Source organism: Streptomyces sp. 3214.6, assembly GCF_900129855.1.
Taxonomy (GTDB): Bacteria; Actinomycetota; Actinomycetes; order Streptomycetales; family Streptomycetaceae; genus Streptomyces; species Streptomyces soliscabiei.
In genome coordinates this window covers 7900531-7924279 of record NZ_LT670819.1, presented here as the reverse complement: position 1 = coordinate 7924279, position 23749 = coordinate 7900531, and the positions used below count along the sequence as shown (strand labels likewise).

Below are 23749 nucleotides of genomic sequence, written 5' to 3'. Positions count from 1 at the left end.
CGGCTGCGGGTACCCGTGGTGGGCACCCGCAGCCGCCCTGTTTTTACAGGTACTGCCCGGTGTTTGCCACCGTGTCGATGGAGCGTCCGGTGTCTGCGCCTTGCTTTCCGGTGATGAGGGTGCGGATGTAGACGATCCGTTCGCCCTTCTTTCCGGAGATGCGGGCCCAGTCGTCGGGGTTGGTGGTGTTGGGGAGGTCCTCGTTCTCCTTGAACTCGTCCACGCATGCCTGGAGGAGGTGGGAGACGCGCAGGCCCTTCTGGTTGTGGTCGAGGAAGTCCTTGATGGCCATTTTCTTGGCGCGGCCGACGATGTTTTCGATCATTGCGCCGGAGTTGAAGTCCTTGAAGTAGAGGACTTCCTTGTCGCCGTTGGCGTAGGTGACTTCCAGGAAGCGGTTTTCCTCGGATTCGGCGTACATGTGTTCCACTGCCGTCTGGATCATGCTCTGGACGGTGGTGGTCTTGTCGCCGCCGTGTTCGCCGACGTCCTCGGAGTGCAGGGGGAGGCGTTCGGTGAGGTACTTCTGGAAGATGTCCTTGGCGGCTTCGGCGTCCGGGCGCTCGATCTTGATCTTCACGTCGAGGCGGCCGGGGCGCAGGATGGCGGGGTCGATCATGTCCTCGCGGTTGGAGGCGCCGATGACGACCACGTTCTGCAGGCCTTCGACGCCGTCGATCTCGGCGAGGAGCTGCGGGACGATGGTGTTCTCCACGTCCGAGCTGACGCCGGAGCCGCGGGTGCGGAAGAGGGATTCCATTTCGTCGAAGAAGACGATGACGGGGGTGCCCTCGGAGGCCTTTTCCCTGGCGCGCTGGAAGACGAGGCGGATCTGGCGTTCGGTTTCGCCGACGTACTTGTTGAGGAGCTCGGGGCCCTTGATGTTGAGGAAGAAGCTCTTGCCGGTGGCCTGTCCGGTGACTTCGGCGACCTTTTTGGCCAGCGAGTTCGCGACGGCCTTGGCGATGAGTGTCTTGCCGCATCCGGGGGGTCCGTAGAGCAGGACGCCCTTGGGTGGGCGCAGCTCGTGCTCTTTGAAGAGGTCGGGGTAGAGGTAGGGGAGCTCGACGGCGTCCCTGATCATCTCGATCTGTCCGCCGAGGCCGCCGATCTGCTCGTAGCCGATGTCGGGGACCTCTTCGAGGACGAGTTCTTCGACCTCGCTCTTGGGGACGATCTCGTAGACGTAGCCGGAGCGGGGTTCGAGCAGGAGGGCGTCGCCGGGGCGGATGGTGACGTCCAGCAGCGGCTCGGCGAGCCTGACCACCCGTTCCTCGTCGGTGTGCCCGAGCACCAGGGCTCGTTCGCCGTCCTCGAGGATCTCCTTGAGGGTGACGATGTCCCCGACGCGCTCGTACTCCATGGCTTCGACCACGTTGAGCGCTTCGTTGAGCATGACTTCCTGGCCGCGTCGGAGCTCGTCGAGCTCGACGCTGGGACTGACGTTCACGCGGAGTTTGCGGCCTCCGGTGAAGATGTCGGCCGTGCCGTCCTCGTTCGCCGTGAGGAAGACGCCGAAGCCGGCGGGCGGCTGGGCGAGCCGGTCGACTTCTTCCTTGAGGGCCACGATCTGGTCGCGGGCCTCACGGAGTGTGCTCGCGAGTCGCTCGTTCTGGGCGGACACGCCGGCCAGATTGGTCTGTAGCTCGACGATCCGCTCTTCGAGAATCCTCGTGTGTCGCGGAGAGTCGGCGAGCTTGCGTCGCAGGACGGCGATCTCCTGCTCAAGGTAGGCAATCTGCCCGGACGGGTCGTCGGACCCTCGTCCCGGGCGGATGCCGCGGTTCATGTCGTCGTCGTGGGCTGCCACGGTCCTCACCTCCTCCAAGGGGAGCTGGACGCTTCCAGACCCTACCTGGGTGGGTGTCGATTGAAACCCCTAGATCACAAAGACTGTCGGGGTGTGTCCGATCTTCACCCTTGCGCTCTCCCTCACGCCAGGGGAATACCCACCGAACATGATTGGAAAGCGGCCGAGGGTAGGGTCGAAGTGTTCAACACCCGTCAGAGCCTGCATCGTTCCCTTGCGGCTCGACAGTAAACGGCAGGAGTCATGGGCGTGCAGCAGGAGGCCGGTGTCGGCGGCGAGGTACTGGAGGTTTGGATCGATCAGGATCTCTGTACCGGTGACGGGATCTGCGCTCAATATGCGCCTGAGGTGTTCGAGCTGGACATCGATGGTCTGGCGTATGTCAAGGGCGCGGACGAGGAGCTTCTGCAGGCCAAGGGGGCGGCGGCGCCGGTGCCGTTGCCGCTGTTGACGGACGTGGTGGACTCGGCGCGGGAGTGTCCGGGTGACTGTATTCATGTGCGGCGAGTTTCGGACAGGGTCGAGGTCTACGGTCCGGACGCGGAGTAAGTGGCCGGGTGCGTTGGGTGACGTCTGTCTGATTTCTCACAGAGCCGGTGGCCGGTTTCAGACGCTGTGGGCACCGGCGGGTGTCGAGCGGATGAACGTGTTGTCCTTCCACTGCCACTTGGCGCTGTCCTTCAGGTCGGGGCAGCAACTGGGTACGTCGGGCGTGGAGTAGCCGAGGAGGGTGGCGAGGACGGCTCCGTCGGTGATGGCGATGCTGGTGACGGTGGTGCGGTCCTTGGGGTCGACGAGGGTGGCGACCACGCGCGCGTGGGTGGGGTCGGTGCTGTGGGTGAGGACGTAGACGCCGTCGGGCGGGGTGCCCATGGCGGCGTCGCAGTGGACGACTGCGACGGTTTCGGGGGTGCCGTCGCCGTCGAGGTCGCCGGTGGCCTTCTTGACCACCAGGGCTTGTACGGGGCCGCATTCGAGGGGGAAGTCGACGCCGGTGGTGGCGGGGGCCGTGGTGGTGGCGGGTCTGGCGTCGGGGGCGGTGGCCTGGGCGGCGGTCGCGGGTTTGGGTTGCAGGAGTGAGGAGAGCGCGATGACGCCGGCGAGGGCGGTGGCGGTCGCGACCCAGTGGATGGGCCGGGTGTGGGTGTGTGCCAGTTCCGGGACGGCGGAGTGCTGCACTAGGAGTGTCTCCTGCGATGGCTGTGCCGGTGGGGGTGGGGGATTGGCCAGCATCGTGCCACACGTCACAGGGTGGGGGAACGGCGGGGTGCGGGATTTCGGACGTGGGGTGGGGTGACGGGGGCGGGTGTCAACGGGAAGGCGCCGTGGTCGAGTTCCGGGTGTGGTGCGGGAACTCGGTCACGGCGCCTTGTCCTTGGCTGTGGTGCGGGGGCCGGTCAGCGGCCGGTGCCTCCGTCGGCGTTGGGGCCAGCGTAGTCCTCGCCGTAGGCGCCCTTGGCGGGGCGGCGGCGGCGCATGGGGGGCTCGACGCCGTCGGCGAGGCGACGGGCGGTGAGGAGGAAGCCGGTGTGGCCGATCATGCGGTGGTCGGGGCGGACGGCGAGGCCTTCGATGTGCCAGTTGCGGATCATCGTCTCCCAGGCGGTCGGCTCGTTGAAGGAGCCGATCTCGCGGATGGACTCGACGGTCCGGGCGAGCTGGGTGGTGGTGGCGACGTAGCAGCAGAGGATGCCACCGGGGACGAGTGCCTTGGAGACGGCTTCGAGGCATTCCCAGGGGGCGAGCATGTCGAGGATGACGCGGTCGACGTCGGTGTCGCTCAGGTTGTCCTGGAGATCGCCGACGGTGAGCTGCCAGGCGGGGTGGGGGCCGCCGAAGTACCGCTCGACGTTCTGCTGGGCGATCTCGGCGAAGTCCTCGCGGCGCTCGTAGCTGTGCAGCATGCCCTGGTCGCCGATGGCGCGCAGCAGGAAGCTGCTGAGCGAGCCGGAGCCGACGCCGGCTTCGACGACGCGGGCGCCGGGGAAGATGTCGGCGAAGGCGAGGATCTGCCCCGCGTCCTTGGGGTAGACCACGGCGGCGCCGCGGGGCATGGACAGGACGTAGTCGGGGAGCAGGGGGCGCAGCGCGAGGTAGGCGACGTTCCCGGTGGTGCGGACAACGCTGCCCTCGGGTGCGCCGATCAGTTCGTCGTGCGGGAAGGAACCCTTGTGGGTGTGGAAGTTCTTCCCGGCTTCGAGCGTGAACGTGTAGTGGCGGCCCTTGGGGTCGGTCAGCTGAACCTGGTCCCCGACCTTGAAGGGCCCGCGCCTGCGGGCGGCACCGGTCGGTTCGGACATGTGAACAGCCTACCGGGGTTTGCCGGGGCCGCCGACCACGGTGGGGGTCCGGTCAGGACGGTCTGGCCATGGCTTTGACGAAGGCGCGCTCGACGTCGGCGGCGGACAGGACGCCGAAGATCTCGCCGGTCTCCTCGACGACGAGGTATTCGGTGGCGGGGGTGGCGCGCAGGACGTCGAGGAGGTCTTCGCCGGCGAGTTCGGCGGAGACGCGCATGCCGTCGGTGAGGTCCTGGGCGAGGCCGCTGACGGCGACCCAGGGGCGTCGGTGTTCGGGTACGCCGACGATGGCGGCCTCGCGGACGAGGGAGAGGGGTTCGCCGTGGGCGTCGACGACGACGAGGGCGCGGGCGCCGGCGTCGTTGGCGCGGCGGAGGGCTTCGGAGAGGGGGGTGTTGGTTTCGACGGGGACGGCGCGGCGGGTGAGGGTGCGGGCGCGCAGTTCGGGGAGGTGTTCGCGCAGGCGGGCCATGCGCAGGCTGTTGCCGGCGCCGGTCCAGATGATGGCGGCGAGGATGGCGGCGAGGAGGGCGTCGGTGACGGTGTCCATGCCGACGCTGTCCTCGGCGCTTGAGCCGAGGGCGCCGGACTGGGTGAGGAGTGGCAGGCCGATGAGGACGGAGACGGCGAGGGCGCGGCCGACCCAGGCGGCGGCGATGGTGCCGCTCATGGGCTTGCCGGTGATCTTCCAGACGACGGCGCGGAGCATTCGGCCGCCGTCGAGGGGGAGGCCGGGCAGGAGGTTGAAGATCGCCACGATGAGGTTGGAGATCATCAGGCCGGCCAGGAGGACGCCGGGGACGGTGCCGGGCTCGACGGGCTGCATGGCGAGGTAGAAGAGGCCGGACAGGACGAGGGAGAGGAGCGGGCCGACGAAGGCCAGCCAGAACTCGCGGCCGGGGGTCTCGGCTTCCTTCTCGATCTCGGAGACGCCGCCGAAGAACTGGAGCTGGATGCGGCGGACGGGGAGTTTGAAGCGGAGCGCCGCGACGGTGTGGGCGAGTTCGTGGATGAGTACGGAGGCGTAGAAGGCGACGGCGAAGAAGAGGGAGACGAGGTAGCGGGCGGCGCCGAGTTCGGGCAGGACGCGGTCGAGCTGGCCGCCGAAGACCCAGGTGATGAGGGCGGCTACGAGGAACCAGCTGGGGGCGACGTAGACGGGGACGCCGAAGGGGCGGCCCATGAGGAGGCCGCCGCGGGGCTGCTCCGGGGGGCGTGGGGGTGGGGGGCCTTTGGGGAGGGTCGGGGGCGTCGGCCGTCCGGTCTCGGCTTCGGCTTCGTCGGCTTTGCCTTCGGCCGGGTTTCTGTTCCCACCCGTGCCTCGCGTGCCGCTGGTGTCACCGGTGCCGCTGGTGTCACTCGTGTCGCTGGTGTCACCGGTGCCGCCGTTGCCGCTTTCGGCGTCGGGGGGAGGGGTTCCTTGTGGGGTGTCCGCGTCGTCGGCGGCGGGCTCGCTCGGCTTCGCCGTGGCCGCGGGCTGCGGTGCGGCCGGGTTCTGGGCGAGGTCGGTGGCCGGAGACGCAGGTGTGGCGGGGTGCTCGGCCGACTGTTCGTTGTCCGGCCGCGGCCGCCCGCTCCCGCCGCTTTCCACCACGGTTTCCCCTCGATCGAAGCGTCTCCCGCTCGTGCCGGGCGGAAGGGTCTGGGACCGATGGTATGCGGCGGTCGGGACGCGTTCCGCCCCGGCACCCCCCGTGTTTCCCCGCTCGTCGCCGCTGTTGGGGGCGCGGTGGGTGCGCGGGCTGGGTGACTGTCAGTGGTGGGCCGTATGGTCTGGGGCATGGAGAGCAGTGGCGAGGGCGTCGTCCCGGCGGGTGACGGTGATGTGGTGGCGGAGTCGGCGGGGGCGGCCGTGCCCGAGGTCGGGACTGTCGCGCCCGAGGTGGGGACTGTCGCGCCCGAGGTGGGGGCGGCGGTCGTCGCGACGGCGCCTGCCTCGCTGTCGCCCTCGCGGGCCGGTGATTTCATGCAGTGTCCGCTGTTGTACCGGTTCCGGGTGATCGACCGGCTTCCGGAGAAGCCGAGCCCTGCGGCGACGAAGGGGACGTTGGTGCATGCGGTGCTTGAGCGGTTGTTCGACGCTCCGGCGGCGGAGCGGACCGCGCCGCGGGCCAAGTCGCTGATTCCGGGTCAGTGGGACCGGCTGCGGGAGACGCGGCCGGAGGTCGGGGAGCTGTTCGCCGACGATCCGGAGGGTGAGCGGCTGGCGGGCTGGCTGGCGGAGGCGGAGGGGCTGGTCGAGCGCTGGTTCACGCTGGAGGATCCGACGCGGTTGGAGCCGGCCGAGCGGGAGCTGTTCGTCGAGGCGGAGCTGGAGTCGGGGCTGCGGTTGCGCGGGATCATCGACCGCGTCGATGTGGCGGCGACGGGTGAGGTGCGGATCGTCGACTACAAGACGGGCAAGGCGCCGCGCGCGGAGTACGCCGACGGTGCGCTGTTCCAGATGAAGTTCTACGCCCTGGTGGTGTGGCGGCTGAAGAACGTGATTCCGCGGCGGTTGCAGCTGGTGTATCTCGGCAGTGGGGACGTGCTGACCTACGATCCCGTCCTGGCCGATCTGGAGCGGGTCGAGCGCAAGTTGCTCGCGCTGTGGGAGGCGATCCGGCTGGCGACGCAGACGGGTGAGTGGCGTCCGCGGCCGACGAAGTTGTGCGGCTGGTGCGATCACCAGGCGCACTGTCCGGAGTTCGGTGGGACTCCCCCGCCGTATCCGCTGCCGGTGACGCTGCCGGTGAGGGCGGCAGAGTCCGAGTCAGGGGCGCAGGGCAGAATGGGGCCGGGCTAGAGAAGGAGACTTACGTGGCCATCCGCGTCCTACTGGTCGATGACCAGCCGCTGCTGCGCACGGGCTTCCGGATGATTCTGGAGGCCGAGCAGGACATCGCGGTCGTCGGCGAGGCCGGAGACGGCCTGCAGGCTCTCGACCAGGTGCGGGCGTTGCAGCCCGATGTGGTGCTGATGGACATCCGGATGCCGCGGATGGACGGGGTGGAGGCGACCCGGCAGATCACCGGCCCGGGGCGGGACGGTCCGGCGAAGGTGCTGGTGCTGACCACGTTCGATCTCGATGAGTACGTGGTGGAGGCGCTGCGGGCCGGGGCGAGCGGGTTTCTGCTGAAGGACGCGCCCGCCATCGAACTGGTGCAGGCGATCCGGGTGGTGGCGGCCGGTGAGGCGATGCTGGCGCCGAGTATCACGCGTCGGCTGCTGGACAAGTACGCCACGCATCTGCCGTCGGGCGAGGAGCCGGTGCCGGACACGCTGCACACGCTCACCGATCGTGAGGTGGAGGTGCTGAAGCTGGTGGCGCGGGGGCTGTCGAACGCGGAGATCGCGGCCGATCTGTTCGTCAGTGAGACGACGGTGAAGACGCATGTGGGTCATGTGCTGACGAAGCTGGGGCTGCGCGACCGGGTGCAGGCCGCGGTGTACGCGTACGAGAGCGGTCTGGTGCGTCCCGGCGCGCAGTAGGAGGCCGCGGGTTCGAGCCGGTTCGAACGCAGGGCGCCACTCCGGGCAGGAGGGGCGCCCTTTCGCGTTGGGCCGGCAGCTCTTGCTGAGGGGCTGTCAGCCCTTGCTGAGTTCCCAGAAGCGGAACACCGTCGAGGCGTCGAGGCAGTTCTCGAGGCCGTAGACGTGGTCGCCGACGACGGCGTACTGCTTGGCCTGCCAGATGGGCAGGACGGGCAGTTGTTCGGCGACGAGGTTCTGGATGTCGGCGAAGTCGGTGCCGGTGGCGGTGCGGTCGCTCTGGGCGGCGGTGCGCGGGATGAGGGTGCCGGTGATGGCTTCGTTGGTGTAGTTGTTGCCGAGCACGTTGCCCTTGCCGAAGAAGGGCGAGGTGAAGTTGTCGGCGTCGGGGTAGTCGGGGACCCAGCCCTTGACGTAGACGCCGTACTTGCCGGCGGCGATGTCCTTCTCGTACTGGTCGTAGGCGACGGACTTGACGTCGGCGTCGAACAGGCCGCTGGCGTTGAGCTGGCCGGCGATGGCCTTGAGCTCCTGGTCGGTGGCGGGGCCGTAGCGGGACGGGGTGGACCAGAGGGTGAGTTTCACCTTGCCGGTGATGCCCTCGTCGGCGAGTGCGGCGGCGGCCTTGGCCGGGGAGGGGCGGGCGCCGTAGCGGTCGAAGAAGGCGGTGTTGTGGCCCGTGATGCCGGCCGGGACGATCGAGTAGAGGGGGTCGGCGGTCCCCTGGTAGACGTCCTTGATGAGGGCTTCGCGGTCGATCAGGTGGGCGATGGCGCGGCGGACGCCGAGCTTCCCGGCGACGGGGTCGGCCGTGTTGAAGACGAGGTGCTGGACCTCGGCGCTGCTGCCCTCGACGACCTCGGCGCCGGCGTTGTCGGTGCTCTGCTCGATGTCGGAGATGTCGGCGGCGGTGAGGCCGCGGTAGGCGATGTCGACGTCGCCGGCGAGCAGGGCCTTTTTGAGGGCCTTCTGGTCGCCGCTGAAGAACTTCAGGGTGACGCCGGTGTTCTGGGCGTCGTCGGCGGTGCCCCGGTAGTTCTCGTTGACGGAGAAGACGGCTTGGTCCTCGCCGAAGGAGTCCAGTTTGTAGGGGCCGGAGCCGACGGCGCCGCCGTCCTTGCGCAGGCTGTCGGCGTCGTATTCCTTGTGGTCGACGATGGAGCCGGCGCCTGAGGCGATCTTGCTGGGGAAGGTGGCGTCGGGGACCTTCAGTGTGAAGACGACGGTCTTGGCGTCGGGCGTCTCGATCGTGTCGAGCATGGGGAACATGATGGCCGGGCCGGCGTCGTCGTTGATCTTCAGCATGCGGTCGAAGGAGAACTTGACGTCCTCGGAGGTGAGGGCGTCGCCGTTGCTGAACTTCAGGCCGTCCTTCAGGGTGCACGTGTAGACCTGGGTCTTGGTGTCGCTGAAGGAGCACTCCTCGGCCGCGTCCGGTTCGGGTTCGGTGCCGCCCTTGGGGAAGCTCAGCAGCGACTGGAAGACGTTGTTGAATAACAGCCAGGAGCCGGGGTCGTAGCCGGAGGCGGGGTCGGTGGCGAGGACGTCGTCGGACATCCCCAGGACCACGGCGGAGGTGTCGCCTCCGGTGCCCCCGCTCTGGGTGCCGCAGCCGGTCAACAGGCTGGAGGCCAGCCCCGCCACGATGGGCAGGACCGGCCACTGGTTGCGCATGTTCACGAAGTGCCTTTGTCGTCGGTTTTCGTCACACCGGGGCCGCCCGTCCCGGGCCCCGGACCGTCAGGGGCCCGCGTCAGTTGCTGGTGCCTCGGCCGAGTTCCCACAGCTGGAGGGTGGCGGAGGAGTTGAGCGCGTAGGCCGTGCCCGTGACGTCGTTGTTGGCGGCGACGTACTGCTTGCCCTGCCATAGCGGGAGGATCGGTACGTCCTTGGCGACGGTGTCCTGGATCTCCTTCAGGCTCGCCGCGGCGCTGAGGCGGTCGGCCTCGCGGCGGGAGGCCGGGATCAGGTTGTTGATGATGTCGCTGTTGGCGTACGGGGACTTGAGGAAGTTGTCCTTGTCGAGGAACGGGGCGACGAAGTTGTCGGCGTCGGGGAAGTCGGGGAACCAGCCCATGCCCCAGACGGCGTACTCGCCCTTGCGCTCGGCCGGGACGAACGAGTCCCAGGCGGTGCCCTGGATGGTGACGTCGAACAGGCCGCTGTCGTTGAGCTGCTTCTGCAGCGTCTCGAACTCCTGCTTGGTGGCCGGGCCGTAGTGGTCGGTCGTGTAGTTCAGCGTCAGCTTCACCGGGGTGGTGACGTTCGCATCGCTCAGCATGGTCTTGGCCTTGGAGACGCTCGGGTCGCCGTAGGCGTTGAAGAACGAGTTGGAGTGGCCGGTGAGAGTGGCCGGGACGAGCGAGTAGAGCGGCTCGGCCTGGGAGCCGTACACCTTGGAGACCAGCTCGGCGCGGTTGACGACCTGGGCCATCGCCTGGCGCACGGCCTTGGACTTGACGGTGGGGGCGGTGGTGTTGAAGGCGAGGTAGCGGATCTCGAGGCCGTTGAGTTCGACCATGTCGATGTCGCCGCTGGCGGAGCCCTCGGAGAGCTTCTTGATCTGCTCCGGCGACATGGTGCGGGTCATGAGGTCGATGTCGCCCTTTTGGAGGGCGGTGCCCATGGCGTCGGCGTCCTTGTAGGAGACCATGTCGACCTCGTTGTTGTTCACGTCGAGCGTCCCCTTGTAGTTGGGGTTCTTCGTGAACACGGCCTTGGTCATCTCGTCGCCGTCGGTCTCGGCCTTGAGGGTGTAGGGGCCGGAGCCGTCGACCGCGAAGCCGTCGCGCAGCTTGCCCTTGTCGTAGTCGGCGGGGTTGACGATGCCGGCGACCGGGGTCGACAGCTTGAAGGGGAAAGTGGCGTCGGCGGTCTTGAGGTGGAAGATGACTTCGTTGTCGCCCTGCGTTTCGATGGTGTCGATGGTGGACAGCAGGGCGAAGACGCCGGAGTCGGCCTTGATGGTGCGGGCGCGCTCGATGGAGAACTTGACGTCCTTGGCGGTGATGGCGTCGCCATTGGCGAACTTCAGGCCGCTGCGCAGCTTGCAGGCGTAGCGCTCGTTGCCGCTGTCGGTGAAGCTGCAGCTTTCGGCCGCCTCCGGGACGGGTTCGCCCTCGCCCTTGGGCTGGATCATCAGGGTCTGCACGGTCTGGCGCAGGATGTTCCAGGTGCCGACGTCGTAGGAGTACGCCGGGTCGAGCGGCGCCGGGGCGTCCTTGGTGGCGGTGAACCGGTCGGTGGTGCCGACGACGATGGCGTCGCCGCTGCCGCTGCCGCTGTCGGACCCGCCGCAGGCGGCGAGAACGGGCGCGAGCAGACCGACCACGGCCGGCAGCACCAAAGTCTTGCGGTTCATGCTCGAGTTTCTCCAGAGCTGTCGGTCCGTGTATCCGGCATGCAGGGGTGTCGCGGCGGAACACGGGGTTACGGCGATGTTCTCGCGACGAGATTAGTCCGCACCAGCACGACGGTTCGCGGCCACCGGAGTTGAAAGCCCATCACGCTGTGAAACCGGCTGTGGACGCACTGAACAACCGTCAGTGGAAGGATTCGTACAGCGAATCACCAATCGGGACACAAAGACGCGCCCGAGCCCCTCCGACGAGGGCGTACAGCACACGGAGAGTCATCTGTCGACCCTCGGTCGGGTGGGGAACGTCACATGCCCAAAAGGGTTCGAGTGGGGCGGAATTCGGCCGCCCAGAAGGCGTCGAGGAAGATCCGAATTCCCCCGCGCGCACGCCCGCCGAATTCCTGGTTATCGACGGTGCACGCTGGGTGAACGCTCTCTCGCATTTCCGTTGCCGGTCGCTCTCCAATGATCGTGGTGGCGATCATCGGAGCGGCATCAGGCCACGCAGAAAAGGCAGGTCGACCTGTTCCAGGGAGGGCACGACGGTGCGGCGCTCCGACGGTGCGATGGGGGCCACGGAGGGCACCGCGACGACGTGACAGCCCGCCGCCTCCGCCGAGGCGACGCCGGTCGCGGTGTCCTCGACGACGGCGCATCTGGTCGGGTCCACGCCGAGGCCGGCGGCGGCGAACAGGTAGGGGTCGGGGTACGGCTTGGTGCGCGGGACCTCGTCACCGGCGACGCTCAGCCGGAAGTTCTCTGCGCCGAGTGAGATGAGGACACGGTCGATGATGCGCCGGTGGGAGGCGGAGACGAGGGCCGTGGGGACCTCGTGCTGGGCCAGCTCGGCGAGCAGCCGGGCGGCTCCCGGCATCAGGGGCAGGGCGCGGGTGATGCGGTCCTCGAACCCCTCGTTGAGCAGGACGGTCAGGTCGGCGATGGTGATGTCGGCCCCGGTCGCCTCGATCAGGAACCCGGCACTGCGGCTCATCGGGCCGCCGACCACCACATGGCGCCAGGAGTCGTCGAGGCTGTGGCCGAGTCCGGCGAAGATCTCGACCTCGACGTCCCACCAGAAGCCCTCGGTGTCCACCAGAGTGCCGTCCATGTCGAGCAGCACGGCCTGCAGGGCTGAGCCCTCGGCCGTGCGGGTTACTGGCGCGGGAACCGTGCTGGTCATCCACGTACCTCCTTGAGGGACGAGCAGGCCGGTTCCCGCTGGGGAACCGGCCTGCAGTGGACCGACCAGTGTACGACTTATCCGATCAGTGTGCTCGGTGGCACGCCTGGGGTCACCGTGCGTTGAAGTACTTCGCCTCGGGGTGGTGGATCACGATGGCGTCCGTGGACTGCTCGGGGTGGAGTTGGAACTCCTCGGACAGGTGGACGCCGATCCGCTCGGGCCGCAGCAGTTCGGCGATCTTGGCGCGGTCCTCCAGGTCGGGGCAGGCGCCGTAGCCGAGGGAGAAGCGGGCGCCGCGGTACTTCAGGGCGAACATGTCCTCGATGTCGGCCGGGTCCTCGCCGGCGAAGCCGAGTTCAAAACGCACGCGCGCGTGCCAGTACTCGGCGAGGGCCTCCGCCAACTGCACGGACAGGCCGTGCAGTTCGAGGTAGTCGCGGTAGGAGTTGGACTCGAAGAGCTTGGCGGTCTCCTCGCCGATGCGGGAGCCGACGGTGACGACCTGGAGGCCGACGACGTCCGTCTCGCCCGACTCCTCCGGGCGGAAGAAGTCGGCCAGGCACAGGCGGCGGCCGCGGCGCTGACGGGGGAAGGTGAAGCGGGTGCGTTCGTTGCCCTGGTCGTCCAGGATGATCAGGTCGTCGTCCTTGGACACGCAGGGGAAGTAGCCGTAGACGACGGCGGCTTCGAGGAGGTTGTCGGTCTGGAGCCTGTCCAGGAGGCCGCGCAGCCGGGGCCGGCCCTCGGTCTCGACGAGTTCCTCGTAGGTGGGTCCGTCGCCGGCGCGGGCCTGCTTCAGGCCCCACTGGCCCTTGAACAGGGCGCCCTCGTCGAGCCAGGAGGCGTACTCCTTGAGCTGGATGCCCTTGATGACGCGGGTGCCGTCGAAGGGCGCCTTGGGGACGGGGTTGTCGGTGGCCACGTCGGAGCGGACATGGCCTTCCTCCGGGCGTTCCTCGACCTCGACGGCGGTCGTGCTCGCGCGGACCCGGCGCTGCTTCAGGTCGGGCAGCTTCGCGCCGGGCACGCCCCGCTTGACGCCGATGAGGGCGTCCATCAGGCGCAGGCCCTCGAAGGCGTCGCGGGCGTAGCGGACCTCGCCCTCGTAGATCCCGTGCAGGTCCTGCTCGACGTAGGCCCTGGTCAGGGCGGCGCCGCCGAGGATGACGGGGTAGTTCGCCGCGAGGCCGCGCTGGTTGAGCTCCTCCAGGTTCTCCTTCATGATCACGGTGGATTTGACCAGGAGGCCGGACATGCCGATGACGTCGGCGCGGTGCTCGGCGGCGGCGTCCAGGATCGCGGAGACGGGCTGCTTGATGCCGAGGTTGACGACGTTGTAGCCGTTGTTGGACAGGATGATGTCGACGAGGTTCTTGCCGATGTCGTGGACGTCGCCGCGGACGGTGGCCAGCACGATCGTGCCCTTGCCGTCGTCGTCGGTCTTCTCCATGTGCGGTTCGAGGTGGGCGACGGCGGCCTTCATCACCTCGGCGGACTGGAGCACGAACGGCAACTGCATCTGGCCGGAGCCGAAGAGCTCGCCGACGACCTTCATGCCGTCCAGGAGGGTCTCGTTGACGATGTCCAGCGCCGGGCGGCTCTGCAGGGCCTCGTCGAGGTCCCTCTCCAGGCCGTTGCGCTCGCCGTCGATGATGCGGCGCTTGAGGCGCTCCTCCAGGGGCAGCGCGGCCAGTTCCTCGGCCTTGCCCGCCTTCAGGGACTTCGCCGTGGCGCCCTCGAAGAGCTGCATGAGCTTCTGGAGCGGGTCGTATCCCTCGGCGCGGCGGTCGTGGATGAGGTCGAGGGCCGTCTGCACCTCTTCCTCGGTGAAGCGGGCGATGGGCAGGATCTTCGAGGCGTGCACGATCGCCGAGTCCAGGCCCGCCTTCACGCATTCGTCGAGGAAGACGGAGTTGAGCAGGATGCGGGCGGCCGGGTTGAGGCCGAAGGAGATGTTCGACAGGCCCAGGGTGGTCTGGACGTCGGGGTGGCGGCGCTTGAGCTCGCGGATCGCCTCGATCGTGGCGACGCCGTCGCCGCGGGACTCCTCCTGACCGGTGCAGATGGTGAAGGTCAGGGTGTCGATGAGGATGTCCTCCTCGCGGATGCCCCAGTTCCCGGTGAGGTCGTCGATGAGCCGTTCGGCGATCTCGACCTTCTTCTCGGGGGTACGCGCCTGGCCCTCCTCGTCGATGGTCAGCGCGATCAGCGCGGCGCCGTGCTCCTGGGCCAGCTTGGTGACCTTCGCGAAGCGGGACTCGGGGCCGTCGCCGTCCTCGTAGTTGACGGAGTTGATGACCGCGCGGCCGCCGAGCTTCTCCAGGCCCGCCCGGATGACGTCGACCTCGGTGGAGTCCAGGACGATCGGCAGGGTGGAGGCGGTGGCGAAGCGGCCGGCGAGTTCCTCCATGTCGGCGACGCCGTCGCGGCCGACGTAGTCCACGCACAGGTCGAGCAGGTGCGCGCCCTCGCGGATCTGCTCGCGGGCCATCTCGACGCAGTCGTCCCAGCGGCCGGCGAGCATGGCCTCACGGAACTTCTTGGAGCCGTTGGCGTTGGTGCGCTCGCCGATGGCGAGGTAGGAGGTGTCCTGGCGGAAGGGGACGCTCTGGTAGAGGGAGGCGGCGCCGGCCTCGGGGCGCGGGGTGCGCGGGGCGGGAGTCAGGTCGCGTACGCGTTCGACGACCTGGCGCAGGTGCTCGGGGGTGGTGCCGCAGCAGCCGCCGACCAGGGACAGGCCGTAGTCGCGGACGAAGTTCTCCTGGGCGTCGGCGAGCTCCGGGGCGCTCAGCGGGTAGGACGCCCCGTTCTTGCCCAGCACGGGCAGGCCCGCGTTCGGCATACAGGCCAGTGGGATGCGCGCGTTGCGGGCCAGGTAGCGCAGGTGCTCGCTCATCTCGGCCGGGCCGGTGGCGCAGTTCATGCCGATCATGTCGATGCCGAGCGGCTCCAGCGCTGTCAGGGCGGCGCCGATCTCCGAGCCGAGCAGCATCGTGCCGGTCGTCTCGACGGTCACCGAGACGATCAGCGGCACATCCAGGCCGGCCAGCTCCCGGGCGCGGTGGGCGCCCAGGACGGCGGCCTTGGTCTGCAGCAGGTCCTGGGTGGTCTCGACGACGAGCGCGTCGGCCCCACCGGTGATGAGGCCCTCGGCGTTCTGCTGGTAGGCGTCGCGCAACGTGGTGAAGCCGATGTGGCCGAGGGTCGGCAGCTTGGTACCGGGGCCGATCGACCCGAGCACCCAGCGCTGGCGCCCGTCGCGGGCGGCGAAGGCGTCGGCCGTCTCGCGGGCGATGCGGGCGCCCGCCTCGGACAGCTCGTACACCCGTTCGGGGATGTCGTACTCGGCCATGGCGGAGTGGTTTGCGCCGAACGTGTTGGTCTCGACGCAGTCCACACCCGCGGCGAAGTACTCCTCGTGCACGGAGCGGACGATGTCCGGCCGGGTGAGGTTGAGGATCTCGTTGCAGCCCTCGAGGTTCTCGAAGTCCTCAAGGGTGGGCTCCTGGGCCTGGAGCATGGTGCCCATGGCTCCGTCGGCCACCACCACTCGGGTGGCCAGGGCCTCTCGGAGCGCGGACACACGGGTCCGGCTGTCGGCGGAAGGGGTCGGCGGCACAGAGGCCATGGAAGGGCTCCCTCAGATGCGACGGCTGTCGGCTTTGCGTCACCTCAGGATGCGTGCCGAACGACTTCCCGAGGAGAGCGCACGCCGTCAGGGTAGCCGGGACGGAGGCCTTATGGTCAGGGGCGTCCACGGGGCGGACGAGCGGGACTGCCGGGCCGCGACCCGATCACGAGCGGGGCACGACCCTCGCACGAGCGGGGCACGACCGTCCCACCACCGGGGCACGGGCGTGCGACGGGCACGCCACTCCGGGGAGACGAATGACGTAACACGTATCGACCGACCATTAGCGGGAGGTCGGCATGGACCGGTAGTGTTCGACATTGCCGAACGGCGGTAGCAGCTACCGCGCGTGGTCGGTTGAGGGGACGGAGGCAGGACGGCGATGGCACGGAACATCCAGTCGGTCGAACGTGCGGCCGCGATGCTGCGGCTGCTCGCGGGCGGCGAGCGGCGCCTGGGCCTGTCGGACATCGCCTCGTCCACGGGCCTGGCCAAGGGCACCGCCCACGGCATCCTGCGCACCCTCCAGCAGGAGGGCTTCGTGGAGCAGGACGACGTCTCCGGGCGCTATCAGCTGGGCGCGGAGCTGCTGCGCCTGGGCACCACCTACCTGGACGTGCACGAGCTACGCGCGCGCGCCCTGGTATGGACGGACGACCTGGCCCGTTCCAGCGGCGAGAGCGTGCACCTGGGAGTGCTGCACCAGCATGGCGTGCTGATCGTGCACCACGTCTTCCGGCCCGACGACAGCCGGCAGGTGCTGGAGATCGGCGCCATGCAGCCGTTGCACTCCACGGCCCTCGGCAAGGTGCTGTCGGCCTACGATCCCGTCGCGCACAGCGAGGCCCTGGAGGCCGAGCGCAAGCCGTTCACGGACCGTACGGTGTGCGAGCCGGAGGCCTTCGAGCACATCCTCGACCTCACCCGCGCGCGCGGGTACGCGGCCGACGTGGAGGAGACCTGGGAGGGCGTGGCCTCCATCGCGGCGCCGATCCACGACCGGCGGCGCATGCCCGTCGGCGCGGTCGGCATCACGGGCGCCGTGGAACGCCTGGGCCGGGACGGCGAGCTGCGCCCCGAGCTGATCGCGGCGGTGCGCGACTGCGCCCGCGCGGTCTCGCGGGACCTGGGCGCCGGGCGCTTCTGAGCGACCCGCAGCACCCGGAAAGCGCCTGAGCAGGCACCTGATCAGGCACCTGAGAAGTCCGTGAGAGCAGGCCCGGACGGCAGGACGCCGCTCGGGCCCGTGGCATACGCTGAAACGTCCTCGTATACGAACAAAAAGGGCGAGAGTGTGCGCACCATCCCGAAGATCGATAACTCGCATCGATCAATAACGATCGAGTTTTCGACAACAGCACTCTTGACGCACACGTAACGCCGCAGCAAGACTCCCGTCCATCGGTCGGCATTGTCGAACACCTAACGGCAATACACGCTAGAGTGTGACAACGCCAAAGGCCGGCATCGCTCTCACCCCCGAGGGCGCTCGAACCCCCGGCGGGACCCGGGGTTCGGCTTCCCTGGACGAAGGACAAAGGAGTCGCGGGTGTCCAGCTCCGACATCTTCATCGGCGAGACCATCGGTACCGCCATACTCATCCTGCTCGGCGGCGGCGTCTGCGCCGCCGTGACGCTGAAGGCCTCCAAGGCCCGCAACGCCGGCTGGCTCGCCATCACCTTCGGGTGGGGTTTCGCCGTTCTGACGGCCGTCTACACCTCGGCGCCCCTCTCCGGCGCCCACCTCAACCCGGCGGTCACCCTCGCACTCGCGATCAAGGACGACGACTGGAGCAACGTTCCGGTCTACTGGGGCGGACAGCTGCTCGGCGCCGCCATCGGCGCCACCCTGGTCTGGGTCGCCTACTACGGCCAGTTCCACGCGCACCTCACCGACAAGGAGATCGTCGGCGGTCCGGGCGCGCAGTCCACGAAGGTCAAGGCCGTCGAAGCGCAGGAACAGGGCGCCGGCCCGGTCCTCGGCATCTTCTCCACCGGCCCGGAGATCCGCGTCGTCTGGCAGAACCTGGCCACGGAGATCATCGGCACCATCGTGCTGGTGCTGGCCGTCCTCACCCAGGGCCTCAACGACAAGGGCAACGGCCTCGGCAACCTGGGCGCCCTGATCACCGCGCTCGTCGTCGTCTCGATCGGTCTGTCCCTCGGCGGCCCGACCGGCTACGCGATCAACCCGGCCCGTGACCTCGGTCCGCGCATCGTGCACGCCCTCCTGCCCCTGCCCAACAAGGGCGGCTCCGACTGGAGCTACGCCTGGATCCCGGTGGTCGGCCCGCTGATCGGCGGCGCGATCGCTGCAGGCATCTACAACGTCGCTTTTGCTTAAGAGCACCAGCCACACCCTGTAGTCAGCAGCGCCGTAAAGACAGCCCCTCAACCACGGAACCCCAGGAGCACACAGTGACCGACGCGCACACCGCCGGCCCGTTCATCGCCGCCATCGACCAGGGCACCACCTCCTCCCGCTGCATCGTCTTCGACCGGGACGGCCGGATCGTCTCCGTCGACCAGAAGGAGCACGAGCAGATCTTCCCGAAGCCGGGCTGGGTCGAGCACAACGCCAACGAGATCTGGACCAACGTCCAGGAAGTCGTCGCCGGAGCCATCGAGAAGGCCGGCATCACCCGTGACGACATCAAGGCCATCGGCATCACCAACCAGCGTGAGACCACGCTGCTGTGGGACAAGAACACCGGTGAGCCCGTCCACAACGCCATCGTCTGGCAGGACACCCGCACCGACGCACTCTGCAAGGAGCTCGGCCGCAACGTCGGCCAGGACCGCTTCCGCCGCGAGACCGGCCTGCCGCTGGCCTCCTACTTCGCCGGGCCCAAGGCCCGCTGGCTGCTGGACAACGTCGAGGGCCTGCGCGAGCGCGCCGAGGCCGGCGACATCCTCTTCGGCACCATGGACAGCTGGGTCATCTGGAACCTGACCGGCGGTGTCAACGGCGGCCGCCACGTCACCGACGTCACCAACGCCTCCCGCACCCTGCTCATGAACCTCCACACGCTGGAGTGGGACGAGAAGATCGCCGAGTCCATAGGCGTCCCGCTGTCGATGCTCCCCGAGATCCGCTCCTCCGCCGAGGTCTACGGCGAGGTCACCGGCGGCAAGCTGGGCGACCTGCTCGGCGGCATCCCGGTCGCGTCCGCGCTCGGCGACCAGCAGGCGGCCCTGTTCGGCCAGACCTGTTTCGCCGAGGGCGAGGCCAAGTCGACGTACGGCACCGGCACGTTCATGCTCATGAACACCGGTGAGAAGATCATCAACTCCTACTCCGGCCTGCTCACCACCGTCGGCTACCGCATCGGCGAGGACGCCCCGGTCTACGCCCTCGAGGGCTCGATCGCCGTCACCGGTTCGCTGGTGCAGTGGATGCGCGACCAGATGGGCCTGATCTCCACCGCCGCCGAGATCGAGACGCTCGCGCTCTCCGTCGAGGACAACGGCGGCGCCTACTTCGTGCCGGCCTTCTCCGGTCTGTTCGCCCCGTACTGGCGCTCCGACGCCCGCGGTGTGATCGCCGGCCTGACCCGGTACGTCACCAAGGCGCACCTCGCGCGCGCCGTCCTGGAGGCCACCGCCTGGCAGACCCGTGAGATCACCGACGCCATGACGAAGGACTCGGGCGTCGAGCTCGCGGCCCTCAAGGTCGACGGCGGCATGACCTCCAACAACCTGCTGATGCAGACCCTCTCGGACTTCCTGGACGCCCCCGTGGTGCGCCCGATGGTCGCCGAGACCACCTGCCTCGGCGCCGCCTACGCCGCCGGTCTCGCCGTCGGCTTCTGGACCAGCACCGACGACCTGCGCGCCAACTGGCGTCGGGCCGCCGAGTGGACCCCCCGCATGGACGCGGACGCCCGCGACCGTGAGTACAAGAGCTGGCTCAAGGCCGTGGAGCGGACGATGGGCTGGCTCGAGGACGAAGAGAGCTGACGAGAGCCACTCGTAGGCTCAGCACGCTCTGATGAGGAGTAAGAACCCGAAATGACCAGTCAGACCACCCTGCAGTCCGTGCCTGCCCTCGGTACGCGCCCGGCCTCCGGCTCCAACCCGAGCCGCGCCGAGACCCGGGAGCAGCTCTCCAAGGCGTCGTACGACCTCCTCGTGATCGGCGGCGGCATCCTGGGCATCTCCACCGCCTGGCACGCCGCGCAGTCCGGCCTCAGGGTGGCCCTGGTCGACGCCGGCGACTTCGCCGGCGCCACCTCCTCCGCCTCCTCCAAGCTGCTCCACGGCGGTCTGCGCTACCTGCAGACCGGCGCGGTGAAGCTGGTGGCGGAGAACCACTTCGAGCGCCGTGCGGTCTCCCGCCAGGTGGCCCCCCACCTGGCGAACCCGCTCACGTTCTACCTCCCCGTGTACAAGGGCGGGCCGCACGGCGCGGCGAAGCTCGGGGCGGGCGTCTTCGCCTACTCCGCGCTGTCGGCGTTCGGTGACGGCGTCGGCCACCTGCTGTCCCCGGCCAAGGCCGCGCAGGACGTGCCCGAGTTGCGCACCGACAACCTCAAGGCCGTCGCCGTCTACGGCGACGACCAGATGAACGACGCGCGCATGGCGCTGATGACGGTCCGTGCGGCCGTCGAGGCGGGCGCGGTGGTCCTCAACCACGCCGAGGTGACCGGTCTGCGGTTCACCAAGGGGCGGGTGACGGGCGCGGAGCTGCGCGACCGGCAGTCCGGCGACGAGTTCGGTGTGAGCGCGCGTCTGGTGCTCAACGCGACCGGCCCGTGGGTCGATCACCTGCGCAGGATGGAGGACCCGAACGCGGCGCCGTCCATCCGTCTGTCGAAGGGCGCGCACCTGGTCCTGAAGCGGACGGCTCCGTGGAAGGCCGCGCTCGCGACCCCCATCGACAAGTACCGCATCACCTTCGCCCTCCCCTGGGAGGACATGCTGCTGCTCGGCACCACCGACGAGGAGTTCGAGGGCGACCCGGCGGACGTCGCGGTCACCGAGAAGGACACGGCCCAGATACTCGACGAGGCCGCGTTCTCCATCCGCGACCAGCAGCTGTCCCGGGACCTGATCACGTACTCGTTCGCGGGCCTGCGCGTGCTGCCGGGTGGCCCCGGCGACACGGCGAAGGCCAAGCGCGAGACGGTCGTGACCGAGGGCAGGGGCGGCATGCTGTCCGTCGCCGGCGGCAAGTGGACGACGTTCCGGCACATCGGCCGTACCGTCATGAAGAAGCTGGAGGCGCTGCCGGGCGCTCCGCTGGGTGACGACTTCGAGCCGATCTCCTCGCTGCCGAAGAAGCTGCCGCTGCCGGGGGTCGCGAACCCGCGTGCGGTCGCGCACCGGCTGCTGGTCGACAACCCGGCGCCCGGTCCGCGGATGGCCGCCGACACGGCGAAGCACCTTGCTACGCACTACGGGTCGCTGGCGTTCGACATCGCCCGGCTGGCGAACGAGAACCCTGAGCTGGGTGAGCGAGTGCATCCGGATGCGCCCGAGATCTGGGCGCAGGTCGTGTACGCGCGGGACAACGAGTGGGCGGAGACGGCGGACGACGTCCTGCGTCGTCGTACGACGCTGACGATCCGCGGTCTGGCCACGGACGATGTCCGCGCGAAGGTGCAGGATCTGCTCGACAAGAAGTAGGCGGTACGGCGTGAAGGGGCGGCTCCTCGTTGGGGGGGGCCGCCCCTTCATGCCGTCTGCGGGTGCGTTGAGGCTGGGCGCGCCCACGCGGCGGAGCCGCACATCGCTTCAGCCCCGCGCCCCTAGGTCGGTTCCCCCAGCGCCCTTACATCGTTCGCGTTACTCAACTCCTCGCGGCGCACGATCAGTTCGCGCCCCAGCAGCAGTGCTCTGCGGGACGCCGGGACCGGGTCCGGGAGGGTCGTGAGGTCGGTCAGGTGGGCGAAGCCGATGATTCTGCGGATGATTTCCGTGCCTGCGTAGCCGATCGACTCTGTCCAAACCCTGCGCAGGAAGCGGTCCAGGTACGCGTCGTCGAAGAAGGTGTCGACCCTCGTCGGCCAGAGGCGGCGGAACTCTGTCTCGAACGCCGTCCAGGACAAGCCGAGTTGGTCGGCGTGGTCACTCAAGGAGCCCAGCGCCCGCGCCCGTTCCTCCGAGACCAGGACGTTGGCCCAGTACAGGCCGAGGTCGTAGCCGATCGGGCCGACGAAGGAGAACTCGGGGTCGAAGACCCGGACGACGGGGGCGCCTTCGCGGGTGCCGACCATCACGCTGCCGGTGTGCAGGTCGCCGTGGAGGAGGGCCTGGGCGCTGGTCATGAAGGTGTGGCGGAGGTCGGCCACCTCCGTGCGGAGCGTCGCGTCCGCGCGGAACTCCGCCGCCAGGTCGTCCAGTCCCTCGTGCCAGTGGTTGTGTTCGTGCTCGATGTACGGCTCGGACAGGACGACGTCCTCGGTGATCTTGCAGAGTTCGGGGCTGACGGAGGCCGCGATCAGCGCTTTGCGGTCTGCCGACTCCATGCCGAAGTCGCTGGTGGCGAAGGAGAACTGGGCGACGAACTCACCGATCCGGGCCGAGGTGTGCGGGCCGTACGACGCACCCTCGTTCAGGAGCGTGCGCAGGACCTCCAGGTCGGACATGTCCTCCATGACGAGGGCGTAGTTCTCGGGGTCGTAGCCGTGGATCGCCGGGATCTTGTCGGGGGCGACCTTGGCGACCTGTTCGTAGGCGCGGGCCTCGGCGTCGGCGCGGTCGGGGTTCATCGGCCAGGAGGGGCCGGCGACGCGGACCCAGGGCAGCGCCTGCTTGACGGCGAGGCTGCGGGTGCCGTCGGCGGAGGAGGCCAGGAACACGCGGTTCATGTTGCCGTCCGAGACCTCGCGGACGTGGATGTCGGTCACGTCCTCCCAATGGCCCCGCTCGCGCAGGTACGCGGGGATGTCGTCGGTCTCCAGGATGCGGTAGCCCATGGTCGGTGAACTCCCTTATGCGGTGCGGCGCTTGGACAGGGTGAAGCTGAAGACCAGGGCGAGGATCAGCACCGCGCCCTCGACGACGTCCTGGGTGTAGTACGGCAGGCCCTTGATGGTGAGGCCGGTGGTGATGATGCCGATGAGCACCGCGCCAAGGGCCGTACCCCAGACGTTCGGACGGCCGCGCCCCAGGACGGACGTGCCGACGAGCGCCACCGCCACCGCCTCCAGCAGCTGGGAGGTACCGGCCGACACATCGCCCTGGCCGATCCTGGACGCCAGGATCAGGCCGCCCACCGAGGCCAGGACACCGGAGATGACGTACGCCAGCGCGCGGTAGGCGCCGACGCGGATGCCGGCCAGGCGGGCGGCCTCGGGGTTGGCGCCGATGGCGTACAGGACGCGGCCCCAGCGGGTGCGGGCGAGGAAGACCCAGGCGGCGATCGTCAGGCCGCCGAAGATCAGCACGGAGATCGGGATGCCGGCGACCGTGCCGCGGTCGATCTTCAGGAAGCCGGCGGTGAACCTGCCGGGGGCCGTCGAGCCGTCGGACATGGTCATGCCCGGGGTGATCGACTGGCCGTCCACGAGGATCAGTTTGCTGCCCTGGATCACGAACATGGTGCCGAGCGTGGCGAGCATGTCGGGGATCTTCAGGACGACGATCAGCAGCGCGTTGAGCAGGCCCGCGAGCGCGCCCGCCACCAGGACGGCGAGGATCGCGACGGTGCCGACCTGGTTGAAGACGACCATCGTCTGGGCGGCGACGGACACGCCGAGGCCGGCGACCGCGCCGACCGACATGTCCATTCCGCCGACGGCCATGGTGAGGGTGACGCCGAGGCCGAGGATCGCGGCGACGGAGACGTACCGCAGGGTGTCGAGGAGGGTCGCCGACTCGCGGAAGGAGCCCTCGCTCAGCGCGAAGTACAGGAACAGCGCGACCGTCACGAAGATGAAGCCGTACTTGATGACGGCGTTCTGGACGCGCACCGCGGTGGAGGTCGCCGGCGGGATCGCCGCCTTGGTGGGGACCTCGGTGCTCTGGGTGGTGGTCATGGGGTGCTTTCCTG

General features: G+C 68.9%; 17 protein-coding genes. 7 read left to right on the top strand and 10 right to left on the bottom strand.

All coding sequences use genetic code 11. The annotated features are described in order from the left end of the window. Nucleotides 1-43: 43 nt before the first annotated feature. Nucleotides 44-1810 carry a proteasome ATPase gene (gene arc, locus B5557_RS35780; RefSeq protein ID WP_079663368.1) on the bottom strand — a complete coding sequence of 589 codons (1767 nt, stop codon included), beginning with the start codon at nucleotides 1808-1810 and terminating at the stop codon, nucleotides 44-46. Nucleotides 1811-2053: 243 nt separating this feature from the next. On the opposite strand from arc, the gene B5557_RS35770 reads away from it, so the two are divergent. Beyond that, nucleotides 2054-2359 (top strand): ferredoxin, encoded by a 306-nt coding sequence (locus tag B5557_RS35770; RefSeq protein ID WP_079663366.1) that lies wholly within the window; start codon nucleotides 2054-2056, stop codon nucleotides 2357-2359. Nucleotides 2360-2416: 57 nt separating this feature from the next. Here the strand turns inward: B5557_RS35770 and B5557_RS35765 are convergent, their stop codons facing one another. The 3 genes from B5557_RS35765 to B5557_RS35755 form a co-directional block, all read right to left on the bottom strand. Further along, on the bottom strand, nucleotides 2417-2989 hold the full coding sequence (locus B5557_RS35765) for a hypothetical protein (RefSeq protein ID WP_079663365.1): 573 nt from the start codon (nucleotides 2987-2989) through the stop codon (nucleotides 2417-2419). Nucleotides 2990-3207: 218 nt separating this feature from the next. Further along, a complete protein-coding gene (locus B5557_RS35760) occupies nucleotides 3208-4110 on the bottom strand; it encodes a tRNA (adenine-N1)-methyltransferase (protein WP_079663364.1) in 903 nt (300 codons plus the stop codon). 52 nt (nucleotides 4111-4162) lie between these two features. After that, nucleotides 4163-5704 carry a site-2 protease family protein gene (locus tag B5557_RS35755; RefSeq protein ID WP_079663363.1) on the bottom strand — a complete coding sequence of 514 codons (1542 nt, stop codon included), beginning with the start codon at nucleotides 5702-5704 and terminating at the stop codon, nucleotides 4163-4165. A gap of 186 nt (nucleotides 5705-5890) precedes the next feature. On the opposite strand from B5557_RS35755, the gene B5557_RS35750 reads away from it, so the two are divergent. Next, nucleotides 5891-6895, top strand: a complete 1005-nt coding sequence (locus B5557_RS35750; RefSeq protein WP_079665179.1) for a RecB family exonuclease — start codon at nucleotides 5891-5893, stop codon at nucleotides 6893-6895. 14 nt (nucleotides 6896-6909) lie between these two features. Continuing rightward, complete coding sequence (locus B5557_RS35745; protein WP_079663362.1) at nucleotides 6910-7581, top strand: response regulator; 672 nt, start codon at nucleotides 6910-6912, stop codon at nucleotides 7579-7581. A 96-nt stretch (nucleotides 7582-7677) separates the two neighbouring features. Here B5557_RS35745 and B5557_RS35740 read toward each other — a convergent pair whose 3' ends face one another. The 4 genes from B5557_RS35740 to metH all read right to left on the bottom strand — a co-directional run bounded on the left by B5557_RS35740 (nucleotide 7678) and on the right by metH (nucleotide 15750). Beyond that, nucleotides 7678-9261 (bottom strand): ABC transporter substrate-binding protein, encoded by a 1584-nt coding sequence (locus B5557_RS35740; RefSeq protein WP_079663361.1) that lies wholly within the window; start codon nucleotides 9259-9261, stop codon nucleotides 7678-7680. A gap of 73 nt (nucleotides 9262-9334) precedes the next feature. Then, the gene (locus B5557_RS35735) at nucleotides 9335-10942 is read right to left on the bottom strand and encodes an ABC transporter substrate-binding protein (protein ID WP_079663360.1); all 1608 of its coding nucleotides are present in this window, start codon (nucleotides 10940-10942) and stop codon (nucleotides 9335-9337) included. Nucleotides 10943-11420: 478 nt separating this feature from the next. After that, the gene (locus B5557_RS35730; protein ID WP_079663359.1) at nucleotides 11421-12119 is read right to left on the bottom strand and encodes an HAD family hydrolase; all 699 of its coding nucleotides are present in this window, start codon (nucleotides 12117-12119) and stop codon (nucleotides 11421-11423) included. Nucleotides 12120-12231: 112 nt separating this feature from the next. After that, the gene (metH, locus tag B5557_RS35725) at nucleotides 12232-15750 is read right to left on the bottom strand and encodes a methionine synthase (RefSeq protein WP_079663358.1); all 3519 of its coding nucleotides are present in this window, start codon (nucleotides 15748-15750) and stop codon (nucleotides 12232-12234) included. Nucleotides 15751-16135: 385 nt separating this feature from the next. Here metH and B5557_RS35720 point away from each other — a divergent pair, with 385 nt between their 5' ends. From B5557_RS35720 to B5557_RS35705, 4 genes are all read left to right on the top strand, one after another. Beyond that, nucleotides 16136-16900, top strand: coding sequence for an IclR family transcriptional regulator (locus B5557_RS35720; RefSeq protein ID WP_079663357.1), 765 nt, complete (start codon nucleotides 16136-16138; stop codon nucleotides 16898-16900). 402 nt (nucleotides 16901-17302) lie between these two features. Then, complete coding sequence (locus B5557_RS35715) at nucleotides 17303-18097, top strand: MIP/aquaporin family protein (protein ID WP_079663356.1); 795 nt, start codon at nucleotides 17303-17305, stop codon at nucleotides 18095-18097. Nucleotides 18098-18171: 74 nt separating this feature from the next. Then, on the top strand, nucleotides 18172-19713 hold the full coding sequence (gene glpK, locus B5557_RS35710; RefSeq protein ID WP_079663355.1) for a glycerol kinase GlpK: 1542 nt from the start codon (nucleotides 18172-18174) through the stop codon (nucleotides 19711-19713). A gap of 51 nt (nucleotides 19714-19764) precedes the next feature. Next, the gene (locus tag B5557_RS35705; protein ID WP_079663354.1) at nucleotides 19765-21381 is read left to right on the top strand and encodes a glycerol-3-phosphate dehydrogenase/oxidase; all 1617 of its coding nucleotides are present in this window, start codon (nucleotides 19765-19767) and stop codon (nucleotides 21379-21381) included. A gap of 122 nt (nucleotides 21382-21503) precedes the next feature. Here B5557_RS35705 and mtnK read toward each other — a convergent pair whose 3' ends face one another. Together mtnK and B5557_RS35695 are read right to left on the bottom strand one after the other, a co-directional pair. Continuing rightward, complete coding sequence (gene mtnK / locus B5557_RS35700; protein WP_079663353.1) at nucleotides 21504-22673, bottom strand: S-methyl-5-thioribose kinase; 1170 nt, start codon at nucleotides 22671-22673, stop codon at nucleotides 21504-21506. Nucleotides 22674-22688: 15 nt separating this feature from the next. Continuing rightward, on the bottom strand, nucleotides 22689-23735 hold the full coding sequence (locus B5557_RS35695; RefSeq protein ID WP_079663352.1) for an ABC transporter permease: 1047 nt from the start codon (nucleotides 23733-23735) through the stop codon (nucleotides 22689-22691). Nucleotides 23736-23749: the final 14 nt, after the last annotated feature.

Bases quoted from the DNA above. Each gene is read 5' to 3' on its own strand.
- B5557_RS35735 (WP_079663360.1), bottom strand. From the start codon at position 10,942: ATGAACCGCAAGACTTTGGTGCTGCCGGCCGTGGTCGGTCTGCTCGCG.
- B5557_RS35770 (WP_079663366.1), top strand. From the start codon at position 2,054: ATGGGCGTGCAGCAGGAGGCCGGTGTCGGCGGCGAGGTACTGGAGGTT.
- B5557_RS35730 (WP_079663359.1), bottom strand. From the start codon at position 12,119: ATGACCAGCACGGTTCCCGCGCCAGTAACCCGCACGGCCGAGGGCTCA.
- B5557_RS35760 (WP_079663364.1), bottom strand. From the start codon at position 4,110: ATGTCCGAACCGACCGGTGCCGCCCGCAGGCGCGGGCCCTTCAAGGTC.
- B5557_RS35720 (WP_079663357.1), top strand. From the start codon at position 16,136: ATGGCACGGAACATCCAGTCGGTCGAACGTGCGGCCGCGATGCTGCGG.
- B5557_RS35750 (WP_079665179.1), top strand. From the start codon at position 5,891: ATGGAGAGCAGTGGCGAGGGCGTCGTCCCGGCGGGTGACGGTGATGTG.
- B5557_RS35695 (WP_079663352.1), bottom strand. From the start codon at position 23,735: ATGACCACCACCCAGAGCACCGAGGTCCCCACCAAGGCGGCGATCCCG.
- mtnK (WP_079663353.1), bottom strand. From the start codon at position 22,673: ATGGGCTACCGCATCCTGGAGACCGACGACATCCCCGCGTACCTGCGC.
- metH (WP_079663358.1), bottom strand. From the start codon at position 15,750: ATGGCCTCTGTGCCGCCGACCCCTTCCGCCGACAGCCGGACCCGTGTG.
- B5557_RS35705 (WP_079663354.1), top strand. From the start codon at position 19,765: ATGACCAGTCAGACCACCCTGCAGTCCGTGCCTGCCCTCGGTACGCGC.